Origin of the sequence: Saccharicrinis aurantiacus, assembly GCF_001660705.2 — a bacterium.
GTDB lineage: Bacteria > Bacteroidota > Bacteroidia > Bacteroidales > Marinilabiliaceae > Saccharicrinis > Saccharicrinis aurantiacus.
This window is the reverse complement of record NZ_LYBV02000021.1, coordinates 63,384-86,934: the sequence shown is the minus strand read 5'-3', so window position 1 is coordinate 86,934 and position 23,551 is coordinate 63,384. Positions and strand designations below refer to the sequence as shown.

At 36.0% G+C, this 23,551-nt stretch carries 13 protein-coding genes and 1 tRNA gene; 6 read left to right on the top strand and 8 right to left on the bottom strand.

Going from position 1 to position 23,551, the window contains the following annotated elements:
- Positions 1 to 86 precede the first annotated feature (86 nt).
- Positions 87 to 1,673, bottom strand: a complete 1,587-nt coding sequence (locus A8B35_RS08505) for a glycine--tRNA ligase (RefSeq protein WP_245820779.1) — start codon at positions 1,671 to 1,673, stop codon at positions 87 to 89.
- A gap of 209 nt (positions 1,674 to 1,882) precedes the next feature.
- Here A8B35_RS08505 and nadB point away from each other — a divergent pair, with 209 nt between their 5' ends.
- The 3 genes from nadB to A8B35_RS08490 all read left to right on the top strand — a co-directional run bounded on the left by nadB (position 1,883) and on the right by A8B35_RS08490 (position 5,569).
- On the top strand, positions 1,883 to 3,457 hold the full coding sequence (gene nadB, locus A8B35_RS08500) for an L-aspartate oxidase (protein ID WP_075602747.1): 1,575 nt from the start codon (positions 1,883 to 1,885) through the stop codon (positions 3,455 to 3,457).
- Between the two features lie 88 nt (positions 3,458 to 3,545).
- Positions 3,546 to 4,814: a glycosyltransferase family 4 protein gene (locus tag A8B35_RS08495; protein WP_075602700.1), complete on the top strand. Its 1,269-nt coding sequence runs from the start codon at positions 3,546 to 3,548 to the stop codon at positions 4,812 to 4,814.
- 5 nt (positions 4,815 to 4,819) lie between these two features.
- Positions 4,820 to 5,569, top strand: a complete 750-nt coding sequence (locus A8B35_RS08490) for a glycosyltransferase family 2 protein (RefSeq protein ID WP_075602699.1) — start codon at positions 4,820 to 4,822, stop codon at positions 5,567 to 5,569.
- Here A8B35_RS08490 and A8B35_RS08485 read toward each other — a convergent pair.
- On the bottom strand, positions 5,566 to 6,087 hold the full coding sequence (locus A8B35_RS08485; RefSeq protein WP_075602698.1) for a CvpA family protein: 522 nt from the start codon (positions 6,085 to 6,087) through the stop codon (positions 5,566 to 5,568). The genes A8B35_RS08490 and A8B35_RS08485 overlap by 4 nt on opposite strands.
- Positions 6,088 to 6,201: 114 nt before the next feature.
- Here A8B35_RS08485 and A8B35_RS08480 point away from each other — a divergent pair, with 114 nt between their 5' ends.
- Positions 6,202 to 7,716 carry a GH3 auxin-responsive promoter family protein gene (locus A8B35_RS08480; RefSeq protein ID WP_075602697.1) on the top strand — a complete coding sequence of 505 codons (1,515 nt, stop codon included), beginning with the start codon at positions 6,202 to 6,204 and terminating at the stop codon, positions 7,714 to 7,716.
- 89 nt (positions 7,717 to 7,805) lie between these two features.
- Positions 7,806 to 8,420: a deoxynucleoside kinase gene (locus A8B35_RS08475; RefSeq protein ID WP_075602696.1), complete on the top strand. Its 615-nt coding sequence runs from the start codon at positions 7,806 to 7,808 to the stop codon at positions 8,418 to 8,420.
- Positions 8,421 to 8,423: 3 nt separating this feature from the next.
- Here the strand turns inward: A8B35_RS08475 and A8B35_RS08470 are convergent, their stop codons facing one another.
- Positions 8,424 to 9,092: a hypothetical protein gene (locus A8B35_RS08470; protein WP_075602695.1), complete on the bottom strand. Its 669-nt coding sequence runs from the start codon at positions 9,090 to 9,092 to the stop codon at positions 8,424 to 8,426.
- Positions 9,093 to 9,357: 265 nt separating this feature from the next.
- Here A8B35_RS08470 and A8B35_RS08465 point away from each other — a divergent pair.
- Positions 9,358 to 9,439: transfer RNA gene (locus A8B35_RS08465), tRNA-Leu, on the top strand.
- Between the two features lie 873 nt (positions 9,440 to 10,312).
- Here A8B35_RS08465 and A8B35_RS08460 read toward each other — a convergent pair.
- The 5 genes from A8B35_RS08460 to A8B35_RS08440 form a co-directional block, all read right to left on the bottom strand.
- Positions 10,313 to 10,756, bottom strand: a complete 444-nt coding sequence (locus A8B35_RS08460) for a DUF4625 domain-containing protein (protein ID WP_083634379.1) — start codon at positions 10,754 to 10,756, stop codon at positions 10,313 to 10,315.
- Between the two features lie 123 nt (positions 10,757 to 10,879).
- Positions 10,880 to 13,408, bottom strand: coding sequence for a T9SS type A sorting domain-containing protein (locus tag A8B35_RS08455; protein WP_075602693.1), 2,529 nt, complete (start codon positions 13,406 to 13,408; stop codon positions 10,880 to 10,882).
- Positions 13,409 to 13,463: 55 nt separating this feature from the next.
- Positions 13,464 to 21,110, bottom strand: a complete 7,647-nt coding sequence (locus tag A8B35_RS08450; protein WP_075602692.1) for a GLUG motif-containing protein — start codon at positions 21,108 to 21,110, stop codon at positions 13,464 to 13,466.
- 72 nt (positions 21,111 to 21,182) lie between these two features.
- Positions 21,183 to 22,580 carry a DUF4302 domain-containing protein gene (locus tag A8B35_RS08445; protein WP_075602691.1) on the bottom strand — a complete coding sequence of 466 codons (1,398 nt, stop codon included), beginning with the start codon at positions 22,578 to 22,580 and terminating at the stop codon, positions 21,183 to 21,185.
- A gap of 20 nt (positions 22,581 to 22,600) precedes the next feature.
- Positions 22,601 to 23,539 (bottom strand): zinc-binding metallopeptidase, encoded by a 939-nt coding sequence (locus A8B35_RS08440; RefSeq protein WP_222844125.1) that lies wholly within the window; start codon positions 23,537 to 23,539, stop codon positions 22,601 to 22,603.
- Between the last annotated feature and the right edge of the window lie 12 nt (positions 23,540 to 23,551).

Genomic DNA, 23,551 nt, shown 5'->3' with positions numbered 1-23,551 from the left:
TACACTTAATCTATAATAAAAGACCAATGCAAAAGAGGATGATCAGTAATGATCATCCTCTATTTATATACCTTAGATTCTAGGTGCTAAACAATAGTTCTAAATAAGTTTTTCATGCTTACTTTCTCTTCAAGTATTTTCTCTAAATCAGCAATGGCAACACGCTCTTGCTCCATAGTATCACGGTAACGGATGGTTACCATGTTATCCTCTAATGTTTCGTGATCAACAGTAATACAGAAAGGCGTACCAATAGCATCCTGACGACGGTAACGTTTTCCGATACTATCTTTTTCGTCGTACTGTAAGTTATAATCAAACTTAAGAGTATTAACAATTTCACGTGCTTTTTCTGGTAAACCACCTTTTTTAATTAAAGGAAGAACCGCCATTTTTACCGGAGCCAATGCTGGTGGTAATTTAAGCATAACACGCGTTTCTTTTTTACCTTTTGCATCTTCAACAACATCCTCGGTGTAGGCACCAGCCATAATACTTAAGAACATACGATCTACACCAATTGAAGTCTCAACCACATAAGGAACGTAGTTTTTATTCAACTCAGGATCGAAATATTGTAGCTTTTTACCTGAGTGCTCTTGGTGCGAACTTAAATCGAAATCAGTACGTGAGTGAATACCCTCAACCTCTTTAAAACCAAATGGCATACGGTACTCAATATCTGTTGCTGCATTAGCATAGTGCGCTAATTTTTCGTGATCGTGGTAACGGTAGCTCTCATCGCCCATTCCTAAGGCTTTGTGCCACTTCATACGGAATTCTTTCCAGTACTCGAACCACTTCATCTCTTCACCCGGACGAACGAAGAACTGCATCTCCATTTGCTCAAACTCGCGCATACGGAAAATAAACTGACGTGCTACAATTTCGTTACGGAATGCTTTACCAATTTGTGCTATCCCGAAAGGAATTTTCATACGACCTGTTTTTTGAACATTCAGGAAGTTTACAAAAATACCTTGAGCCGTTTCCGGACGTAAATATAATTTGCTTGATGAATCGGCCGTAGAACCCATTTCTGTAGAGAACATCAAGTTAAACTGACGCACATCAGTCCAGTTTTTAGTTCCCGAGATAGGACAAGCTACTTCGTAATCAACAATAATTTGTTTTAAATCCTCTAAATCATTATCGTTTAATGCTTTTGCAAAACGCGTATGAATAGTAGTAATTTTTTCTTGGTTAGCTAAAACGCGAGGATTGGTTTCTTTAAACTGTGCCTCATCAAAAGATTCGCCAAAACGCTTCTTCGCCTTTGCTACTTCTTTCTCAATTTTAACCTCAAACTTTTGAATTAAATCTTCGATTAAAACATCGGCACGGTAACGTTTCTTACTGTCTTTGTTATCAATCAAAGGATCGTTAAAAGCATCAACATGGCCCGAAGCTTTCCAAGTAGTAGGGTGCATAAAAATAGCAGAATCTAAACCAACTACATTATCGTTTAGCTTCACCATGGCATCGTACCAGTACTTTTTAATGTTGTTTTTTAATTCAACACCAAGCTGACCATAATCATAAACGGCACCTAGTCCATCATAAATTTCACTTGATTGAAACACAAACCCATACTCTTTACAGTGGGCCACTAACTTTTTAAAAACATCTTCTTGAGCCATATCCAATATATAAATATAGGATGGTAATTGCATTTGCACTCACCTCCAAAATTTTAATTCAAAATGTAACAAAAGCTTACCAAAATCATTGGATTTGCTTTTCAGAGTGCAAAAATAAGCTAAAAATCTGTTTTTCCGAATATTCAGATACGATCTATAGCTATTTGTTCTGCTCTAGCCTGTTTGGCTCTAATCTTATTTATATATTTGCACCGAGGAAAACCTTTGTTTACACAATTAGGATGAGAAAAAAAGTTGACTTTTTGGTTATTGGGTCAGGGATTGCCGGTTTAAGTTTTGCATTAAAAGTTGCAGATCACGGTAAAGTGCTCGTAGTAAGTAAAACCAAAATAGGAGAAACGAATACTTCGTACGCTCAAGGCGGAATTGCATCAGTGATGTATGAACCTGATGATTTTGAAAAACACATTGAAGATACCATGATTGCTGGCGATCATCTTTCTAAGAAAGATGTAGTAAGAATGGTGGTTGAAAATGGGCCCGATCAGATTAAACAACTGATTGATTGGGGAACCAACTTTGACAAAGCCAATGATCAGCGATACGATTTACATCGCGAAGGCGGTCACTCTGAGCATCGCATTCTGCATCATCAAGACAATACGGGTTTTGAAATTCAACGTGCCCTTATTGAGCAAGTTAAAAATCATCCTAACATTGAAATTAACGACAAGTACTTTGCCGTTGATATTATTACACAGCACCACCTTGGCGAAATTACTTATCGCTGGCGCGATGATATTGAATGCTACGGTGCCTACCTCCTCAATCAGGAAACAGAAAAAGTAGATACCGTTTTAGCTAAGGTAACTTTAATGGCCACTGGCGGTATTGGTAATATTTACCAAACTACAACAAACCCAACTATTGCTACTGGCGATGGAATTGCGATGGCCTATAGAGCCAAAGGCATTATTGAAAATATGGAATTTGTACAATTCCATCCTACCTCATTATACAATCCCAAAGAACGTCCTTCGTTTTTAATTACTGAGGCCATGCGTGGTTACGGTGGTTTATTGCGTCGCCGCGATGGAGAGCTTTTTATGAAAAAATACGATGAGCGTGGTTCATTAGCTCCTCGTGATATTGTAGCGCGTGCCATCGATAACGAAATGAAAAATACGGGTGAAGATTACTTATTTTTAGATGTAACCCACAAGGATGCAGAAGAAACAAAAGCCCACTTCCCTACGATTTATAACAAATGCTTAGAGTTAGGCATTGATATTACCAAAGATTGGATTCCTATTGTACCTGCTGCCCATTATTTATGTGGTGGAATCAAGGTGGATAAAAAGGGACGTAGCTCCATTAAAAATCTTTATGCGGCTGGCGAATGTTCATCAACGGGCTTACATGGTGCCAACCGATTGGCTTCAAACTCTTTATTAGAAGCCATTGTTTATGCTGATTTCTCGGCCAAACATGCCATTAAAAAAATAGCTAAGACCGAGTTTAAAACTAAAATTCCCAATTGGAATGATGAAGGTACTTCGCACGCTGAAGAGTTGGTTTTAATTACGCAAACCAACAAAGAGGTTGAGCAAATAATGAGCAACTATGTGGGCATTGTACGTTCTAACCTTCGTTTAAAAAGAGCCTTAGACCGACTGGAATTAATTTACCGCGAAACAGAAAGTTTATTCGATAGTTCAACAGTTACACGTAAGTTGTGTGAACTGCGTAACGAAATAAACGTGGGATATTTAACCATCAGAATGGCTATGGCCCGTAAAGAAAGTAAAGGCTTACATTACACCAGCGACCATAATAAACTTAGAACGAAACGCTAACAGAGTATTTGCGCAGTATATATTTAAGTAGGCAAAATTGTATATTATTTTGTAACTTATGTTTTACTGTCTCTAAAAAATATAAGCTATGAAGATTCTACTCATCAATAAATCAGCAACTCAAGGTGGTGCAGCAGTAGCTGCCTTTCGCTTATTTGAGGCACTAAAAAAACATGGTGTAGAAGTTAATTTATTGGTGCAGGATAGTGCCAAATCTGAATTGGGTGTGCATAGTCTCAGTAATTCTTTCAAGGGCAAACAACGCTCGTTTGGTAAATTTGTAGCAGAAAGGGTATCCTTTTTACCTTTTGAAAAGGATAAAAGCGTACGCTACACTTTCTCTCCCGCTGCCTCAGGCGAGAATATAGTAAATCATCCATTAGTACAAGAAGCAGATGTTATACACCTGCATTGGATCAATCATGGTTTCCTATCATTAAAAGGACTTAATAGGATATTTAAATTGGGCAAGCCTATTGTTTGGACCATGCACGATATGTGGCCTTTTACCGGCGGTTGTCATTATTCAGGCTCGTGTTTTGAGTATATTGAATCCTGCGGAAACTGCCCTTTCTTAAAGAAACCAAGTGATAAGGATTTATCCTATCGTATATTAAAACACAAGCATAAAATTTGGGAAGATGCGAATTTAAATATGGTTACTTGTAGTAATTGGTTACGCAATTTGGCTTTGGATAGTACGCTTCTTAAAAGTAAACCTGTTATATCTATACCAAATCCGATTAACACCGATTTATTTAAACCTCTTGATTTTAAAGAGTGCCGAAAACGCTTTAAACTTCCTATCCGAAAAAAACTAATCTTATTTGGGGCCGCCAATAGCAGCGAACCGCGCAAGGGAATTAAATATCTTCTTGAGGCTTTAGCTTACATTAAGCAAAACCATCCCAAATGGAATGACAAAATGGAACTGGTTGTATTTGGTAAAACAGATAAACAACTATTAGACTCGTTTCCGTATAAAACGCATAATCTTAAATTTATAAAAAGCAAAACCGACTTAATAAAACTATACAATGCTGCAGACGCATTTGTTTTGCCTTCGCTACAAGATAATTTGCCCAATACAGTAATGGAATCTTTAGCATGTGGAACGCCCGTTGTGGCTTTTAATGTAGGTGGCGTACCTGAGATGATACAGCACAATAAAACGGGTTATTTAGCCAATGTAAAAGATAGTGACGCTCTTGCCAAGGGTATTATTAGTGTATTAGAACATCAGAATATTGATGAATTACAAACCGAGGCGCGTGATTTTGTTTTAAAAAATTATGCAAATGCCGTTGTAGCTGAACAGTACCATAAGCTTTACAACAAAGTGCTTAATAACAAATAATACCAATGAACACATTGCCCACAATAAGTATTATAACCGTTGTGTATAATGCTGCAAACGATCTTGATAAAACCATTAAAAGCATTGCCGCTCAAAGCTATAAAAACATCGAATATATTATTGTTGATGGCGCTTCTACTGATCATACTACCGAAGTTATAAAGGCACATAGCAACTCCGTTATAAAATGGATCAGCGAAAAAGATAATGGTATTTATGATGCCATGAATAAGGGTATTCATTTGGCTACTGGAGACTACCTGTGGTTTATGAATGCTGGCGATGAAATAGCTGAAGCTGATACCTTAAGCAAGGTTTTTAATTTAGCCCAAAATGCTGACATCTATTATGGCGATACTACCATGATTGATGAAAACGGCAATAAAATTGGCAATCGACGTTTACAACCTCCCAAAAACTTAAATTGGAAAAGCTTTAAAAAAGGCATGCTTGTCAGTCATCAATCCTTTATTGTAAAACGAAGCATTGTTGATTTGTATAATCTAAAATATCACTTCTCTGCCGACTTTGAATGGTGCTTAATTGCACTTAAAAGAGCTACGCAAATCATAAATACACAATTAACCCTGTCCTTATTTTTAGATGGTGGTGTTACCAAGCAGAATATTAAAGCTGGTTTGAAAGAGCGCTTTAAAATAATGAGTCAGTACTATGGATTAATCCCAACTCTATATGAGCATTTATTTATAGCATTCAAATTCTTCTGGTTCTGGGGAAAAAATGGTCGCTTTTAAACAACTGTTCCAATGGTTTCCTCTAGTTTATCCTTCGCACTTTTATCAAAGTTAAGATAAGGGAAAATGCTTGGTGCAAACTCTGATAGGGGCTCATAAATAATTGAGGATTCTCGGGTTTCTTTCGGGATGATATCAAATGTACGATCAAAACTTACGAATACGGAAAGAAGAATACTCACTATAAAACCAATTTTAACCAAGGAGAAAACGGCTCCCAACACTCGGTTTATGGTACCTAAGGCAACCGCTTTAACTAACTTATCAACAGCTTTCGCAACTAAATGTACAGCTACTACAATGGCAATAAAGGTTACTAAGAAAGATATTAAACCAATATAGTTACTATTGAAGTAATTGAGCAGCCATGTTTCTGTAATATCAGAAAACTTTATAGCTCCAATTACCCCCAAAACAAGGGCAGCTAATGAGGCCAGTTCAATTACTAGTCCGTTCTTAAAACCCTTTACCAATGCAATAATTAATATTACGCCAACAATAATATCGAAATAATTCATTCAGTGTATTTTTTGCTAAAATAATATACTCATAGCTAATAGAAGCATTATTCATCATAATTTGACATTGGATAGAGGCAAATTAACTATATTTAGCTCACAAAACTTTTATTTATGCCCATACTCAATTCGATAATATCATTGGTAAACCACAGAAGGCTCACTCAAATTGATGAGTTTAAAAGTAGGCCTGCTGATGTGCAACGCAATCAATTATTCGATTTACTAGAGAAAGCTGAACATACAGCCATAGGTAAAGAATTTAACTTTAATACAATTAAGGCCATAAGCGAGTTTCAGAAGAGAGTACCCATCCGTAACTACGAAAGCTTAGAGTCTGAAATTAATAGGGTTCGCAAGGGAGAAAAGAATATTTTATGGGGCGAGGATATCAAATGGTTTGCTAAATCATCGGGTACAACCTCATCTAAAAGTAAATACATCCCAGTTTCTAAAAGCTCATTAGAAGAGTGTCATTATAAAGGAGGCAAAGATGTATTGGCTATTTACAACCAACTTTATCCCGAAAACGAGATGTTTAAAGGAAAAGGTTTAACACTTGGTGGTAGCCAACAACTCAACCAATTTAGAAACGATTCGTTTGATGGCGACCTATCTGCCATATTAATTGGCAACCTTCCTTTTTGGGTAAACTTAATACGAACACCAGAACAATCCATTGCATTAATGAATAAGTGGGAGGAGAAATTAGTGAAAATTACCGAAACCACTATTAATGAAAATGTGACTTCACTAACCGGAGTTCCCTCATGGTTTTTAGTGCTAATTAAGCATATGCTTGAGGTAACTGGCAAAGACAATTTGCTTGATATTTGGCCCAACCTAGAGCTTTTTATACATGGAGGAATCAATTTTGCGCCTTATAGAGAGCAATACAAAAAGCTTATTCCATCAAGTAAAATGCATTATCTCGAAACCTATAATGCATCCGAAGGATTTTTCGCCATTCAAGATGATCCTACTTCGAGTTCAATGTTATTGATGCTTGATTATGGTATCTTCTATGAATTTATTCCGATGAGTGAATTGGAAAAGGAAAATCCCTTGGCCTTAACTATTGATGAAGTAGAGTTGAATACCAACTATGCCATTATTATAACTACCAATGGTGGATTATGGCGTTATAGAATAGGAGATACAGTACAATTTACATCGAAATACCCGCACAAAATAATTATATCGGGCAGAACAAAACATTTTATCAATGCATTTGGCGAAGAACTCATTATTGAGAATTCAGATACTGCCATTCAGCATGCCTGCCAACAAAGCAATGCCGTTATTAAAGATTACTCGGCTGCTCCAATGTACATGAGTACTGAAGATAAAGGTAAGCACCAGTGGATTATTGAGTTTGAAAAAGAGCCCGATAATTTTGAGCTATTCTCACAGAGTTTAGATCAAAAACTTCAGGATGTGAACTCAGATTATGAAGCCAAAAGATATAATGATATAACACTTGATTTTCCTTTAATACAAAAAGGAAGAAGTAATTTATTTATAGATTGGCTTAAGTTGCACGATAAACTTGGCGGACAAAACAAGGTGCCTCGCTTATCAAACAACAGAAAAATAATAGAAGAACTCGAAACATTAAATAATAAATAAAGTACAAAATCTAAATAGCTAAGCGCCATTAAAAAAGAATCCTATTATCGTTTATCTATTTGTATTGGGTATATCTAAATTAAATTATAATGCACATTGCCATTGCAGGAAATATTGGAGCCGGAAAAACTACATTAACCTCATTTTTATCTGACCATTATGGGTGGGATGCGCACTACGAAGAGGTAGATGACAACCCTTATTTAGCAGATTTTTATGAAGATATGAAGCAGTGGTCGTTCCACCTTCAAATTCAATTCTTAAATAATCGTTTTTCTAAAGTGAATAGCATTCGCACCTCTGGCAAAACCGTAATTCAAGACAGAACTATTTATGAAGATGGCTATATCTTTGCGCCCAACCTATTTGATTTAGGCTTAATGGGCAAACGAGATTTTGATAACTATTCATCGTTATTTAAACTAATGAATTCGTTAGTGCAGGCTCCTGATTTATTAATATACATTAGAGCATCGGTACAAAAACTAGTTGATCAAATTAAAAGTAGAGGTCGTGATTACGAGAGTAATATTAGAGTGGACTATCTAAAGCACTTAAACGACAGATACGAAGATTGGATAAATGAATATACGGATGGTAAGGTGCTCATAATCGATATTGATGAATTAGACTTTATCAACGACAAAGAGGCTTTTAAAACACTTACCGAAAAAATAGATGCCCAACTTGAAGATATCAAATAGGCTTTAGCGTTTACCTGCAAAATAGTATTTAAGCGCTAAGCCCCAATGGTTTTGTTTGCCGTGTGGGTTAATGGTTATTTGCTCATCGGGTAAATACTTCGATTCGATATTTGGGATATATGAGAAACGGAGAGAGATGGATAATTTCTCTTTCTTAGCCATCTGAATTAGAGTTCCAAACTCTAAGCCCATTCCGGGTTGAAGCTCGTTGCTTTTATAAGATTTTGATTGATTACTGATTTCATTATTAGATGTAAAGCTCATTTTATTCATTAAGTAATAAAAACCAAATAGGGCTCCAAAGTATGGGCGTACCTCTCCTTCGCTCAAATAAAAGTTACCCTGAAATGTGGCACTCAACATTTGATAGGTCATATTCACATCGCCATAATTATTCACATCCCAAAACTCCTTATCTTTTGGGAAGAAACTATAGCCCACATCGCCTGTTAAGGACAGTTGCGGATTGTAAAAATAAGTACCTGTACCAAAAAAGCCAGCTCCACCTTTAGCTACTGTGGCAAAACCAAAATCTTTATCTGCCATTAGGTTTGTAGGCACTTGATAAGCCACTCCTCCACCCCACCAAAATTCTTTTTTTTGAGCTGATAGGTTTGGCATTAGATATAATAAAATAAATATAAGTAGTAAGAATATCTTATTCAATGTCATATTTCTAAATTATTAAGAGGCGAATTTAATAATTCTATCACAATTTATTTCAGCTCTTAAATATTTATGAGGTCTAGTTTTTCTATGTGCATGTAGGCTGCTTAAATTTGCTTATCAAAGTGACTTACAAGGTTTGTTAATAGGATGCCTACAGCTGTGTTACACAAAAAAGATAGACCTGAGTAAAAAGATTGGGATAAGTGACTTGCGAAATATAATCTTTTATATATATTTGCACACGCAAAAAAGCAGCAATGCTTTGCAAGCCCAGATGGCGGAATTGGTAGACGCGCTGGTCTCAAACACCAGTGGGGCAACCCGTGCCGGTTCGACCCCGGCTCTGGGTACAGATTAAAACTGTATCTAAAAGAAAGCCAGACTTTAATTAGTCTGGCTTTTTTGTTTTGCACAACTATTGGACAACCAACCTAAGTTAACCTACAGCAGCAGTAGTGTAATATTTATTCATAAAAATTAATTACATGCGTAACCCCGATACTATAATTAATGGTCTCAAAGACTATTCAGGTATATATAATCTTATTTCAGAACAATAACCTCCTGTATTACACACCCTTGTTATTGATATTTTAGGCAGTCTTTGCATAAACCTACATGCCTCCGTTTCTTGCAGCGGAGCCTTGCGTAAAACTGTAAGCCTCCATTTTTTTTGCAGCGGGGCCTTGCGTAAACCTACATGCCTTCAATTTTTTACAGTGGAGTTTTGCGTAAAACTGCAAGCCTTCGATTTTTTGCAGCGGGGCTTTGCGTAAATCTGCATGCCTTCATTTTTTTACAGCGGAGCTTTGTGTAAATCTGCATGCCTTTGGAGTTTTGCAGCGGGGCTTTGCGTAAACCTACATGCGTTTAGGCTATTGGCGGGCTATGTTATTTGCTATCCATATTGTTTATGCTGGCCTGGCTTAGTGATTGTAGCGGCATCCTTTGTGAGCCCCTTATGGCGAAGCAAAGATATAGCGAAAAGCACGACCCGCAGGGGAAGCCTCTTATGGTGAATATATAGTGTGGCGCTAATAAAGGAACTAGAAAAAAGAGGAGACCAATTGAGTAAGAAAGTCACTAGGTTATAATTAAAAAGCCACCCTTACTTTTGTAAGAATGGCTTTGAGAGTTTTTCACTAGGGGCTTGTTATATTATAACAATACTAGTTGTTATTGATTACCGAAATAATCTAATATTAGCTGCTAATTACTTCGCATTAAAGATTCATGTTTACATTAAGCGAGATGGTTTCTGAGGTAGTTTTACCTGCTTCATCAACAAGAGTAAAGTTTAATTGATATACGCCTGCAAGCGCATCGCTCGAAATTTCTCCGAATAACTCATCAACAGACTGTTCAGTACCGCTCAGGTCAATTACTAAATCATCTTCAGTCCAAGGCTCTTTTACACTCTTTGTAGTGGCTTGCTCTGATGCTTTTTTAGAAAGGGTAACAGTTAGCTTTGAAAGTGCTACATCGTCTTTACAAAGGGCCTTTACGAATACTTGATTACCTGAAAGTAGATCGGTATTATCTACAGGCGATTCAATGATTAACTCAGGAGCTGTTTGATCAGATGTAGACTCTTTTTCATCGTCTTTACCACAAGCGATGGTCATCATTAGTAGGCACAGGGCTAAAATATTTATTACATTTTTCATATTGTTTCGTTTTTTTTCGATTTCATATTATTTAAAGCAAGAGCCTTGTTTGTTTTTACAAACAGACTCTTACTTAATAGGCCTTAAGCATTGTCATTTCTCAAAGGCACTAACACACTATAATTATTGTTTAAGCAGTTTCTTAGTCACAGAACCACTCTCTCCTTTTATTTTCACTATATATACTCCATTTGTTAAGTCGGCAACATAAATTGGCGTGAAACCATAGGTGCTTATCGACTGCAATTTAGAGCCCGTTACACTATAAATATCAACTGAATATAAGCCTGCACTTTGAATCATAAAGTGATTAGTTACAGGGTTTGGAGCTATCTGAATATCGGCCATGTGATTGGTTTTTACACTTACATCAGGCTCTTCGTATTTAATGCTTAAATTGTCAATACTCCAACCCCATCCGTAGATGATATGATCTGAATATAATACAAAGCGTATTAATACTTTATCTCCTACTTCAAGGTGTGTATCATTAACTAAGTCAATTTCTTTATGTGCGTATAAATCTGGCGTTGCAAATGCATACGAGTTTGGTGGTTCGTTATCACCTGTTTCGAGCCATGATGACCAAAGTTGTCTCCATGGATCATACTCTCCGGCATCATAGCCTTTATCTAAAACTTCCCAGGTTTCGCCATGATCGAAAGAAGCTTGAACAGCTACATAATCGTAAAAATAATATGATGGGAAGGTATACCCCTCTTTTGATTCCTCAACTAATACAATTTCATCATAACTGATTTTAGTTCCATCCTGAACTTCAAGTTCATAAGCAAAACTAGCACTGTGTATTTCTTTAAGTTCGTATGGATGCTTGGTATTTAAGCTATTTGATTCAAAATGAGTTGATGGTTTTAAGATACTCATCCCATCCATGTAAAAATCATGAGATACATTTATTCTCTCATCATTATCGTAAAACACAGTGTCGAAATTAGTAAAATAGTCACCCTGTAGGGGTTCAAACTCCATTATTTGAACTTTATGCCCCGGTTTATCAGCCTCTGGTGAGTATACTAAATTAGGTACAGCGGCGTTATCTGTGGCTACAAACCAAAACTCTACATCTGAGTATCTCGTTACTGTTTCAGGTAAAGTTATAAGTCCTTTATGAACATTAACTTGATCTTCGCTTAGTTGAAGAGGTATACTTGGCTGTTCAACACCATCTATTTTCCAAAATATAGACACATTATCTATTTCGTAATTATCTTCTGCATAGGCCGAAACTTCAAAGCCATAGTTATAAGGAACTCTAACTACTGCATTAAAATCGAGTACATAAAGATCTGGACTAATAGTATCTGGTCCAAACTTAAAATACTTTGGCTTAACTGCTCCTGTAGTTGGGTAATAAAAACTTCTAGGTTCGATATCTGCATTATCGTTAATTTGAATATAGTATCCATAATCGTTACCATATACCAAATTCTCAAATGTAGCTTTATATGAATCTCCTTCTATATGTGTTACTACTGCTTCTACATATGAAGCAACACTTTCTTCAGACTGTTTATAAAATACTTTAATATCACCGAGCTTATACTCGCTTCGTACTTCAAAAGTAATTTCTTTAGTATTAGCAGATGGATTATCCATATCTGTTGATGTGTGAACAAGGTCGGCTACATCCCAACCCAGGTCACTTAAAATCCCTAATAAAACTGGTCCAGGGTTATGTATAGCTCTACCTAAATCTAATTGAAAGAATAAAAGTGAATTGTCATCATCATACTTAAAATCTTCACCTAAATGGTAAATACTAGAACCTGCTTGAAAGGCATCTGGTGCATATAAGCCAACTCTAACATTATTATTAGCTTGTTTTGCCTTCTCTCCATTAAAAATTAAACTATCTCTTAAAACATCGTAAAGTTCGTTAGAACCTTTAGGATAAATAGTTCTATTATCAATTTTATTTCCAGCTACGTCTTCTAAATGTCTATCAAAAATTGTATAGGCAATTTCTTTATCAAAAACAAAACCTGTTCCATAGCCATTGCAAACACCCTGCATACCAAAACCATGAGCCAACTCGTGTAACATAACAGTCACAAAATCATAACTAGATTCAGGTGTATTACCATCTATACCATAATACCAATTTTCAAAGTTGGAATTAATTGTAATACTCATATCCGGAACCCATTCCTCATTCTCATAACTTAATTTATGGTATAAAGAAAAAGGATATAGCGTATTGGTTAAAAAAGGATCATTGTAAAACTTTTTATATCCATTAGGTGAACAGCCAGCCAAAGCTCCTTCAGGCATATAACGGGACCACTCAACTGCAATTGAAATTGGAACTCCAGATGGAATACAACTTTCCCATATAGAGATTGCATAATCAAATGCTATTTCTGCCTCTTTAGACGGAAACCCAAACTTATAAACTATAAATTCTGTTTTTTTCTCAGAACCACTTTTTAGAAGTGTAGGTGGAGGTGTAAATTTTTTATTTACCTTACCTGAGCCTTCCCACCAACAAACACTTGGTAAATTTGCATCATCATGTTCGTGATTTATATTAGTACTTGATTTACAAGCATGAGATAAATCGTGAGAGCATGCCGCAACCTTTACTTGTGTAAGTGCCATCACAAATAAAGATAAGAGAAATAGTTGTCTCATAATAAATGGGTTTTAAGAGCAGCAAACACATGTTTGCTGCTCTATATTTTTATATTTATTTTTTAATCACCTTAATTTTTTGCATTCCTGTAGTTGTTTCTATCATCATTACATATGCACCCGGATTAAGGTGTGCTATATTGATAGAAACTCCATTAAAGTTATTTTCAATGAATACAACTTTTCCAGCTACATTAACAAAACGTATAGGGGTTTGTGCCAACACATTATCGATATATAAGATATCATTTACAGGATTTGGGTAGGCTTGAATTGAAGCATACGCTTTATCGTTTACACTAACATCATTGTTAGTAAATACTGCAACAAGAACCATATCTTCTGATTTAGCACCTGGAACATAAGTAGATATATTATCCATATCCCAGTGACCACCATTTTCAATATCCCAACTAGCGAAACTGTATTCTGAATCGGGAACAGCTGTAATAGTTCGTGAGTCTTCACCCATTAATATATCATCGGTAATTTCAGATACTGGGGTTTCTAAAGCAGCTGAAACCAAACCATTTTCATCGGCCTTAAAAGTAACTGTATAAGTATCCATGTTATAGAAACAAGGACGCTTTTCACCACCTTGACCATAAGCCATCTTCCAGTTGCCTTCCGTTCCAAAAATCCAACTTGAGAAAATTAACTCATCTGCAAACTCTTCAGTAGTAATACCTTTACCAGAACCATTATATACAACTCCATCTTTATCACTGTTGAAATAAGAATCTTGTACTGAGTTAACTGATCCTGTGCCAATTAACCCACCACTCATGGTTAAATCACTATTTATTGCATATAAGTTAGCTACTGCATAAGATTCTTTAACAAATGCATTGTTATTAGTTCCAACTAAACCTGAAAATGATGAAGCACCTTTAATACCTTTACTTACAGCAAACGATTTAGTTATACCATATGTAGCTTCTATACTTGCATCATCAGCTTTGGCGATATCATGACTATACCCTACAAGACCACCAACTGAAGAACCTGAACTAATAATAGAATCTGTTATTGCGTAACAATACTCAATGTTCGTGTTTGAACTATACCCAACTAAACCTCCTACTGCAATACTTGAAGTTAAAACTGGTGAAGATACATAACCTTTATATGCTGATGATTTAATATAACTACGATCCTCAGAACGTCCTACTAAACCACCTATATAACTTCCTATACCTATAACTTCACCATCAGCTTTACAGTTCTCAATATAGGTATTAGTCATTTGACCAACTAATGCACCAACACCTTGGTAGCCACCAATTAATACTGAAGATAAGTTTACATTTGCAATTACTGTTGGGTCTCCATTTTCATCTCCTACATGAGCAAAAAGGGCTTGACCGTACTCTGAGTCATATCTATTAATATACAAATTAGATATTGTGAAGCCTTTTCCATCAAAATTACCAGTAAATCGTTTTTCGTATCCTACCCCAATTGGTGAAAGACCATAGTTTTGATTTACTATTCGTGAATCATATGCATCGATATCATTTCCTAATTCGAAATGCTTATCCCAAATTGATGTAACATTAGTTAAGCAAACTAACTCTTCAAAAGATTTAATGATATAAGGTGAATCTTTTGATCCATCTCCTTCAGCAATAATATTATTTTCAACGAAATGCGCTGTATATACAACATCTTTATTACCTGAGAAATTAAATATATAAGGATTATCTGTTGAAACAGATACGCTATCAACTTCCCAATGACTAAATGATAAACCTGCTTGTACATTGTTTACAGATAAACTTACTTCTTCACCTTCAACAAACCATCCATGTCCGCTATAGTTTCCTGCATTAAGATGTGTAAATTCTACTTCTATTCTTGCACCACCTTCTTCCCATTTTAAGTAAGGGCGGCTATTATCTTCTAAGTCAGCATTTAATCCAATTTTCCAAACAGATTCGAATGGTAATTCTGGCATATTTGCTTCTTGTGCAAAAGCAGCTGTTTCAAGAGCAGTAACACCTGTTACTTTACCAGCACCTATTGCTGTCGTAGTTCCTGCTAAAGTTTTATCAAAGTAACATCCGATAACTTGAGATTGATCTTCTTCTGAAGAATAGGCGGCAAATCCGGCCATACCTGTTCCTGTTGCTTCTAGTTCTCCAGCACTGTAACAGCTTTCTACATACCCTTGATTCACTCCAACGAATCCTACTACATAGTTAAATCCTTTTACCGTGGAGAATGTAAATGAATTATCGATGTGACCATTAGAACCCAAATAGGCAACGAAACCAGCAAAGTGAATATCATAGTCAGTATGCCCGTAAGCCCCATCGTAAGATCCATCAACAGTACCTGTTGCATATGAGTAAGATATTTTACCGTCGTATTGACCTGCAAAACCTCCTAAATACCTCCTTCCATAAACATTACTTGTTGTATAACACTTGGTAATATGAGATAAATCTCCTGCATCACCATAACCAGCAAAACCTCCTGCAAATAAATCTATAGCGGTAACATCACCTGTAGAATAACAGTCTTCAATTTTACCGTTATTAATATAACCAACAAAACCACCTACTAAACCATAAGGACTATAGGCTTTTGCTGAACCCGTTGCATGGCAATTTCTTATTAAACCAGCACGTCCGAAGTATCCAACAAATCCACCCAATTGCTGATTTCCTTCAATATTAACAGAAGAATAAGAGTTTGTGATTGTACAATTACCTACAGCTCTACCAGCAAATCCACCATTATTATCACCATACGTGTTCATTACACCAGTAGAATAACAACCATCTATTTTGGATTCATAAGTTAATTCACCCACAAATCCTCCAGAATAAGAGCTTGAGGTTAAGTCAATATTTTGAACGGAACAGTTTGTAACAATATCATAATACATGTTACCTGCAAATCCACCTACATATGAATTCGCAAATACTTTACTGTTGATAATATTACAATTTTCAAATTTACTCTGAAATTCCTCTTCTTTTAGTTGATTTTTAAATGTGTACCCTACTAAACCTCCTGTATAACTTCCACCTAAAAAGTTAGCTGCATCAATGGTAAGATTTTTAATGGTAGCACCTTTAGTAAAACCAAACACACCAATATAATTATCGAAAGGTCTATTAATATATAAGCCTGATATAGAATAACCCTGACCATCGAAATTACCTGTAAATGCAACTCTATCTCTAAAACCGTAAGTATTATGATCACCTAAAGGTGAAAATCCCAAAGGTACTTCTGGTGTTTGTATATCTTGATCATGATCAGCCATATTCCAATCTGAAGTAGCCGAAGCATCAATATCATTCATTAATATGAAATGCTTATCCCATAGACTTGGCAGATAACCTAATTGTTCGAGCTGATCTAATGAAGTTATCTCGTAAGGGAATGCTTCTGTACCTTCACCAGCAGCTGAGAAATCTTCGACAAAAATTACTGATAAATTATAAATAGCATCTTCTTCTATATCGAATACATAAGATGCATTTACACTTACTGTATCACTACCATTTTTCCACATTTCTACTTTCCAACCCGGTAGGGTTTGTGCTGTTAAGGTAACTTCATCTCCAAGGTTAAACCAACCTTCGCCAAACACATTACCACGATTTTCTGGTTGTGCGCTTACAGTAATATTAGTTGAATTAGTTTCCCATTTTAAATAAGGGCGTGCATTATCATCAATTTCAGAGTTAGTTAATACATTCCAAACTCCATCAAAATCAAAAGAAGTAAAGCTAGCTTCAAGAGCAGATTCTGCAGTTGTTAAAGCGGTTATGGCAGAGATCTCTGTGGCATCAACTTTCACACCTTCAGAATACCCTGTTAATTCTGTATCAAAATAACAATCTGTAACTGTAACATTATCATTATCTATAGTAGCAATTAAGCCTGCATTTGTAGAACCAAATGCGTTAATTCCTACTGTTGTGTAGCAATTACTAATGCTGCTTCGAGATGCTGCGGAGCCCACTAAACCTCCCATAAAATCAAGACCTGAAATACTTCCAACTGAGTAAGAATCGGTAATGGTACTAGCGTTAATATAACCTACTAAACCTCCGGCACCATAACCATCAGTAGTTCCGCTTCCTTCTTTTAAGGTTACATCTGCTATGGCATACGATTTCTTTATATTTGCAGAACGCTGCATGTAACCCACTAAACCACCTGCTGCATTTTTGGCTGTAACTATAGATTTTGCATAACTAAACTCGGTATACAATCCAGAATCGCCTTGCATAAGACCAACTAACCCACCTACATTACTATCTCCATTAACAGTAGCACTAGCATAAGATGAGTTAATAACTCCTTTCATGTCTCCTACTAGACCTCCAACATTAGTGCCTCCGCTAATTGTAATATCTTCAACAGAGCAATAATTTAGTTTTGCAATTTTACCCCAAGTATAGGATATATAACTGAAACCCATACCCAGCATTCCACCAACACTGTTACTACCGTTAACAGAACCTCCAGTTATATTACATCGATTTAAGAGGGCCTCATAATGCAATCTTCCGCAAAGCGTACCAGTTTCATCTCCACCAGTAATATTACAATCTTGCATGTTTAAGCCTGATACAGAAGCATTATACAAATAACTAAATAAACCAACTTTGGATTCACTTGGTCTATTTATATATAATTCAGAAATAGTATAACCATCGCCATTAAATGTTCCCCAAAATTCACCAATAGGTGCAAAACCTAATCCATCATTTAAATTGGTAGAAGCAGAAGCATCAATATCATTAATTAGAATGAAATGTGAATCCTTAACATCTACTATTCTATTACCCATTAAAATTAAATCATCGAGCGTAGATATTTTATAAGGATTTAAAGCAGTACCACTACCTCCTGAGAATGTTAATGGGGTACCAATATGTTTTGCGGTGTAGGTTGCAAATTGAGAAGCGGTAAATGTATAAACTAATTCATCTGACACTTTCTCTTCATCAATATACCAGCCATCAAATTTGTAACCAAAATCAGTTGTAACAGTTAATGTAATTTCATCTCCATCTTTAAACCAACCTTGACCTTTATCTGAGCTTACCGAACCTGCAAGATTATTTTCTATTTCATAATAAATTTGATAATCGTAACCTAACAATACTTTTGAGTATGAACGGATTTTTGTATCGATTGCTTCAATAACACCAATCTCCCACTCTTCGTCCCATCCTGCAGGGTAGTTTGCAATATCAGCAAATTGAGCAGTAGATAAGGCTGTTATACCATCTCTATTTTGGTCAGGTTGATCTGATGTTTCGTAATCATATACACAATTTTCGATTTTATAGTTATTTACTTGCATACCAAGATCACCATAAAAACCACCATATTTTGACTGCTTAGTAACTTCACCTGTTGAATAACAATACTCAACATATGAATAAGATGTCATTTCACCTATGAATCCGCCCACATATCCATATTCATCCTGAGAGCTACCTAAATCTTTTTGAGATACACTACCTGTGGCGAAACAGAAACTTACTGAAGACTGACTACTACCTGCTTGACCTTCAAAACCACCAACACTGCATCTTCCTTCAACATCACCAGTTGCATAACAATATTGTAAATCTGATGAGGCGCGTCCAACAAAGCCACCCACTGTTTGGTAACCTGATACATTAGCCTTAGAATAACATCTTTCAATAATTTCCCCAGATGCAATACCTACTAAACCTCCAGCATAAGTACCAGAACCTTTAACTGAACCCTCAGAATAGCAGTTTTCAAGCTTACCTTTAGATACTCCAGCTGTCATTCCGGAAGAATACTTACCAAGCAAACCTCCTACATTAGTTTTACCTTGTACAGAACCATTTGCACTACAGTTTTCTAGGTCTGTATTGGCAGAAGATCCTATCAGTGCACCTGTATTATCGCCTCCTATTATTGTATGATTTAATAAATTTAAATTTTTAATTTCAGCAAATGATGTATACCCAAAGAAACCAGTATATGGATCAATTGGTCTATCTATATATAAATTTGAAATGGTATAGCCTTGTCCATCAAAACTTCCTGTGAATTTTTTAGATTCATAATTCCCAATAGGTGTAAATCCTTTCTTGTCAACATCGTTATCATCAACCCAAGTCGATGTTTCCTTTGCATCAATATCGTTAATTAAAATAAAATACTTGTCAAAGTCCTCCTCTGTATCAATTAACAATTGTAAATCATCTAAATTAGCTATTTCGTACGGTTCAGCTTCGGTTCCTTCACCTCCACTATACTCTGCTTTATATCGTGCTGTATATTTCGCATCGCCGTTTACAGTAGTGGTATAGCTTTGTGTTTCTGCTAATTTTTCGATTCCCTTATACCAACCAGCAAATACATAAGGACTTACTGCGGCTGAAGCTGTAAATGTAATTTGATCACCATTATTATACCATCCCTTATCTCCTGAAACAGTACCTGCTGAAGTAATAGTTTGATCATAACTAATATACGAATCGTATAATAAAGCTTTTGGATATGGTAAGCTAGATGCCGAAACTTCAGTATTTATTCCCATCTCCCAATCTGATGCAAAATCCCATTCTGGAAAAGACGATTGCAGAGCAAATGAAGCCATTGAAATGCCACTAATACCATCTACATCTTGTGATATACCAGTATCAGAATTATAAAAACAATTATATAGTTTAGGCGAATACGCTGAATAATATCCTACAAAAGCACCAATATATTTGGTACCTACTGTACTTAAAGTACCTAAATAATAACAATTAAGTACTGTACCTGTAGAGTAACCAATAAAACCTCCTGTATAAGCAGAAGTAGTATAAGTAGAACTTACATTTCCTGTGGCGAAACAATTTGAAATTACCCCTGAAGAGTAGGAAAAGTTACCAGCGAACCCACCAACATACGAGCCTCCTGAGACTGTACCAGTAGAATAACAACCATTAACTTTACCATAAATATAACCTGCTAATCCGCCCGAATAAGAACGAGAAGCGCTAGTAGCAGTTACAGTAACTGAACTAGAGCAACGAAATGCAGCATATTCAAAATCAGGCTTATAATATAAATAGCCTACTAAACCACCAACATAATCTGCAGCTGTAACAGTACCTGAGCTTTTAGAATTAACTATTTCTCCTTTTAAATAACCTACAATACCACCGGCATACACTCTACTAACTCCATCAGCAGCAATAATACCTGATACAGAAACATTATTAATTGAAGCATATGCTCCATAACCTGATAAACCACCAACATAAGTATATCCAGTAATGTCTGCGTCTTTAAGATGAATATTTTTAATAGTTGCGAAATTCGAATTATCACCAAGATATCCAAATAAGCCAACATTACTCTCGGTAGGTCTATTAATATATAAATTACTAATAGTGTAACCCTTACCATCAAACACTCCTAAAAAGGAGTTATTAATATGGTAACCAATAGGCTTAAATCCAACTATTGTACCAGCACCATCATCCCAATCACTGGTTACTGATGCGTCAATGTCATTCTTTAAAATAAAGTGTGATTTCCAATGACTTTCTGTTAAAGAAAGATCTTTTAAGTCTGTTAAAGTGGCAATTTGATACGGATCTTCGGCCGTACCACTACCTCCGCTATACTGTGCCCTTGCTGTAAAAGCGCAGGTAAACAGAAGCATCAGGAATAAATGTAAAGTTTTTGCATTCATAAGTAATGGTTTAAAAAAATAGACTTACGCGCAAGCGAGCCTAACCTTGCTAAACTCGCTTGCGTGTTATAATTATTCTAATTCAAGTATGATATAATAATTAGGATTATCTTTTTTGGTTAATTTTATATTGGTGTATCGTTCTCCCAAACTCCACCGCTCTTCCACTTCTACACTGAAAACATTAGGCCGGTACAGTATGTTATAAAGCCAATTATTAACCAAAGAATGAAATGGTGCATAACCGGCAGTACCTCCATAACCATCTCCAAAGCTAAGTGCAAAATTAAAGGCAGTTTCAGTCATGCTAATTGCTGTAGTACCAATTAAGTAAAGGTTAGACTCTCTTACTGCTGCTATTTCTGAATAAATATCGATACGGTGAGAACCTCCATAATAAGCTTGAGCTGTAGGATATCCATTCATAATAAAACGGATGTCTTTTACTCCACCAAATAAGCCTGGGTTTTGCGAGGCATTATACATTTCAGCCTCTAATATTTTTACATCGTCTAAAAATGCTTGGCTACTTAATTTAAAGTTAACCCAGTGAATAGCGTAATCAGTTGGACTTGTAAATTCTGAACGCGGTGTACGTCCTTGTACCAACATTGCACCCTCTTCAGATCTAAATATGCCCTCGCCTTCAATCCAATCAAATTCCGAAACTGTCACGTTATCTATAGTTAAAGCTTCGTACAATTTAATGCCGGTATCTGTTACCACAAAAGGCATAGGTTCTTCAGCATAAACCCCTATATTATCGTGTTGATAAATATTAAACTTATGGAAGAAATCATACGTTAGCTCTAACTGCTTTCCGTTATACTCCAAAAAAAGACCATCGCTTGCCTTTTCTTCGAGAATAGCATTCATATCACTTTGTGCCTGCAAATAATCTTTGCCACTAGTGTCTTTAATTTTAGTAAAAACAACACGCGTTTTTCTCTTTAAGCTCGTAAAGTAAATCTGCTCCTCACCTATAGAGTCAAGGGTAAATTCAAAATCTCCTCCATAACCAGTTCCAAAAGAAACATACGGGTTTTCTGTTAAATCGGCCCATGATATATCTTGGTTCTTATATTTTGGTAGTAACTCTTCCGGATCGGCTAAATGATGTAAGGCGCCGTAAGTATCAAATGACAATACAGTTCCTTGCCCTGAATGCACTCTAAACGTAGAGTTTGTCGCATTTTCTTCAAAGGCAACTTCGGGTGTCATTTCCACTCTACCCTCATCAGTAAAATTCATTATAAACGTATAACCTCCATAATGTTTAACCAATGGGTAGTACTCTACTAACCATCCTTTTTCAGCATCTATCAAGGCATTGAAACATTCTTCTTTGTTTTTATCGGCACGCTCTAAGGCTGATAGCTCAAAAACATCCTCGGCTTCGGGAACACATGAACTCACTACTAGACAAGCTGTAATGAAGAACAATATTGACTTTATATAATTGTAAATCATAATAGTATTCATTAGGTTAATTAATCATGTACTACTTCCTGACAACTACATAATTGGGCGCAGTCGCTCTGTAATTTAAATGGAGAAATGTATTTTGGTTGTTCTTCTGGAACCACAGTTGTTATTTCTTCAATCTTTTCAGCTATCAAAGCCTGGAGATCAAATAATTCAATACCCCAAGTATTTCTGAAGTAATCAACCACAATAGCTTCTTTGGCTTTTAGTTTCTCTGTGTTTGCGCCCTCTTGGCTTATAAAATCGTCCCACTCTTGGCGAGTACGTGTTAACATATAGGCAATAATTTCTGCAAAATCTTCATCGCGCGAAGACATCGAATAAGGAGAAACAAAACCTTCGCCTAAATATTCTTCCACATTAGCTTCTCTTACATTACTCCAATCACTTCTGTATTTACCCTTTGAAATTGCCTCGTAACCAATCACTTCATAAAGTGTAGTTTGGTGCAAGATATGGGCAAACTCATGGTGCATAACATGAAAGAATCGATTGATACGAGCAGCCTCTGTAGCATCAAATTTATTTACTTCATACAACACAATTTTACGTCCTGCTTCAGCAGTACCTTGGGTAATTGTTCCTTCAGGATTAACTCCTGCGCCACCAAGTAGATAAATAAGCTTTGGAATGTATGATTTTATAAAATCGTCACCCCCTTCTTCTTCGTAGCATTTAATCCAAACCTTATCCATCACATCCATTAAGGGCTTTACCTTATCTTCTTCTGTTGGAATAAGGTTTTTTTTCATATCACCCTCAAAATCATCCCACTTATATTTTACCTCTAGGTTATATGGCAAAAAGGTATTGCGTAACCATTGATCTAATTCGCTTAAAGGAGGTGTTGTAGTATCTAATCTACTTTCCCCAAGATCTTCTTCTTTATTACAGCCCGTTAATAGTACAGTTAAGGCTATAAATACAAATAGTAAATTCTTCATCTTAATCATATC

Coding starts and splice junctions, on each gene's coding strand:
- A8B35_RS08440 (WP_222844125.1), bottom strand. CDS start 23,539: ATGAAGAATTTACTATTTGTATTTATAGCCTTAACTGTACTATTAACG.
- A8B35_RS08490 (WP_075602699.1), top strand. CDS start 4,820: ATGAACACATTGCCCACAATAAGTATTATAACCGTTGTGTATAATGCT.
- A8B35_RS08505 (WP_245820779.1), bottom strand. CDS start 1,673: ATGCAATTACCATCCTATATTTATATATTGGATATGGCTCAAGAAGAT.
- A8B35_RS08455 (WP_075602693.1), bottom strand. CDS start 13,408: ATGAGACAACTATTTCTCTTATCTTTATTTGTGATGGCACTTACACAA.
- A8B35_RS08475 (WP_075602696.1), top strand. CDS start 7,806: ATGCACATTGCCATTGCAGGAAATATTGGAGCCGGAAAAACTACATTA.
- A8B35_RS08470 (WP_075602695.1), bottom strand. CDS start 9,092: ATGACATTGAATAAGATATTCTTACTACTTATATTTATTTTATTATAT.
- nadB (WP_075602747.1), top strand. CDS start 1,883: ATGAGAAAAAAAGTTGACTTTTTGGTTATTGGGTCAGGGATTGCCGGT.
- A8B35_RS08445 (WP_075602691.1), bottom strand. CDS start 22,580: ATGATTTACAATTATATAAAGTCAATATTGTTCTTCATTACAGCTTGT.
- A8B35_RS08480 (WP_075602697.1), top strand. CDS start 6,202: ATGCCCATACTCAATTCGATAATATCATTGGTAAACCACAGAAGGCTC.
- A8B35_RS08485 (WP_075602698.1), bottom strand. CDS start 6,087: ATGAATTATTTCGATATTATTGTTGGCGTAATATTAATTATTGCATTG.
- A8B35_RS08450 (WP_075602692.1), bottom strand. CDS start 21,110: ATGAATGCAAAAACTTTACATTTATTCCTGATGCTTCTGTTTACCTGC.
- A8B35_RS08460 (WP_083634379.1), bottom strand. CDS start 10,756: ATGAAAAATGTAATAAATATTTTAGCCCTGTGCCTACTAATGATGACC.
- A8B35_RS08495 (WP_075602700.1), top strand. CDS start 3,546: ATGAAGATTCTACTCATCAATAAATCAGCAACTCAAGGTGGTGCAGCA.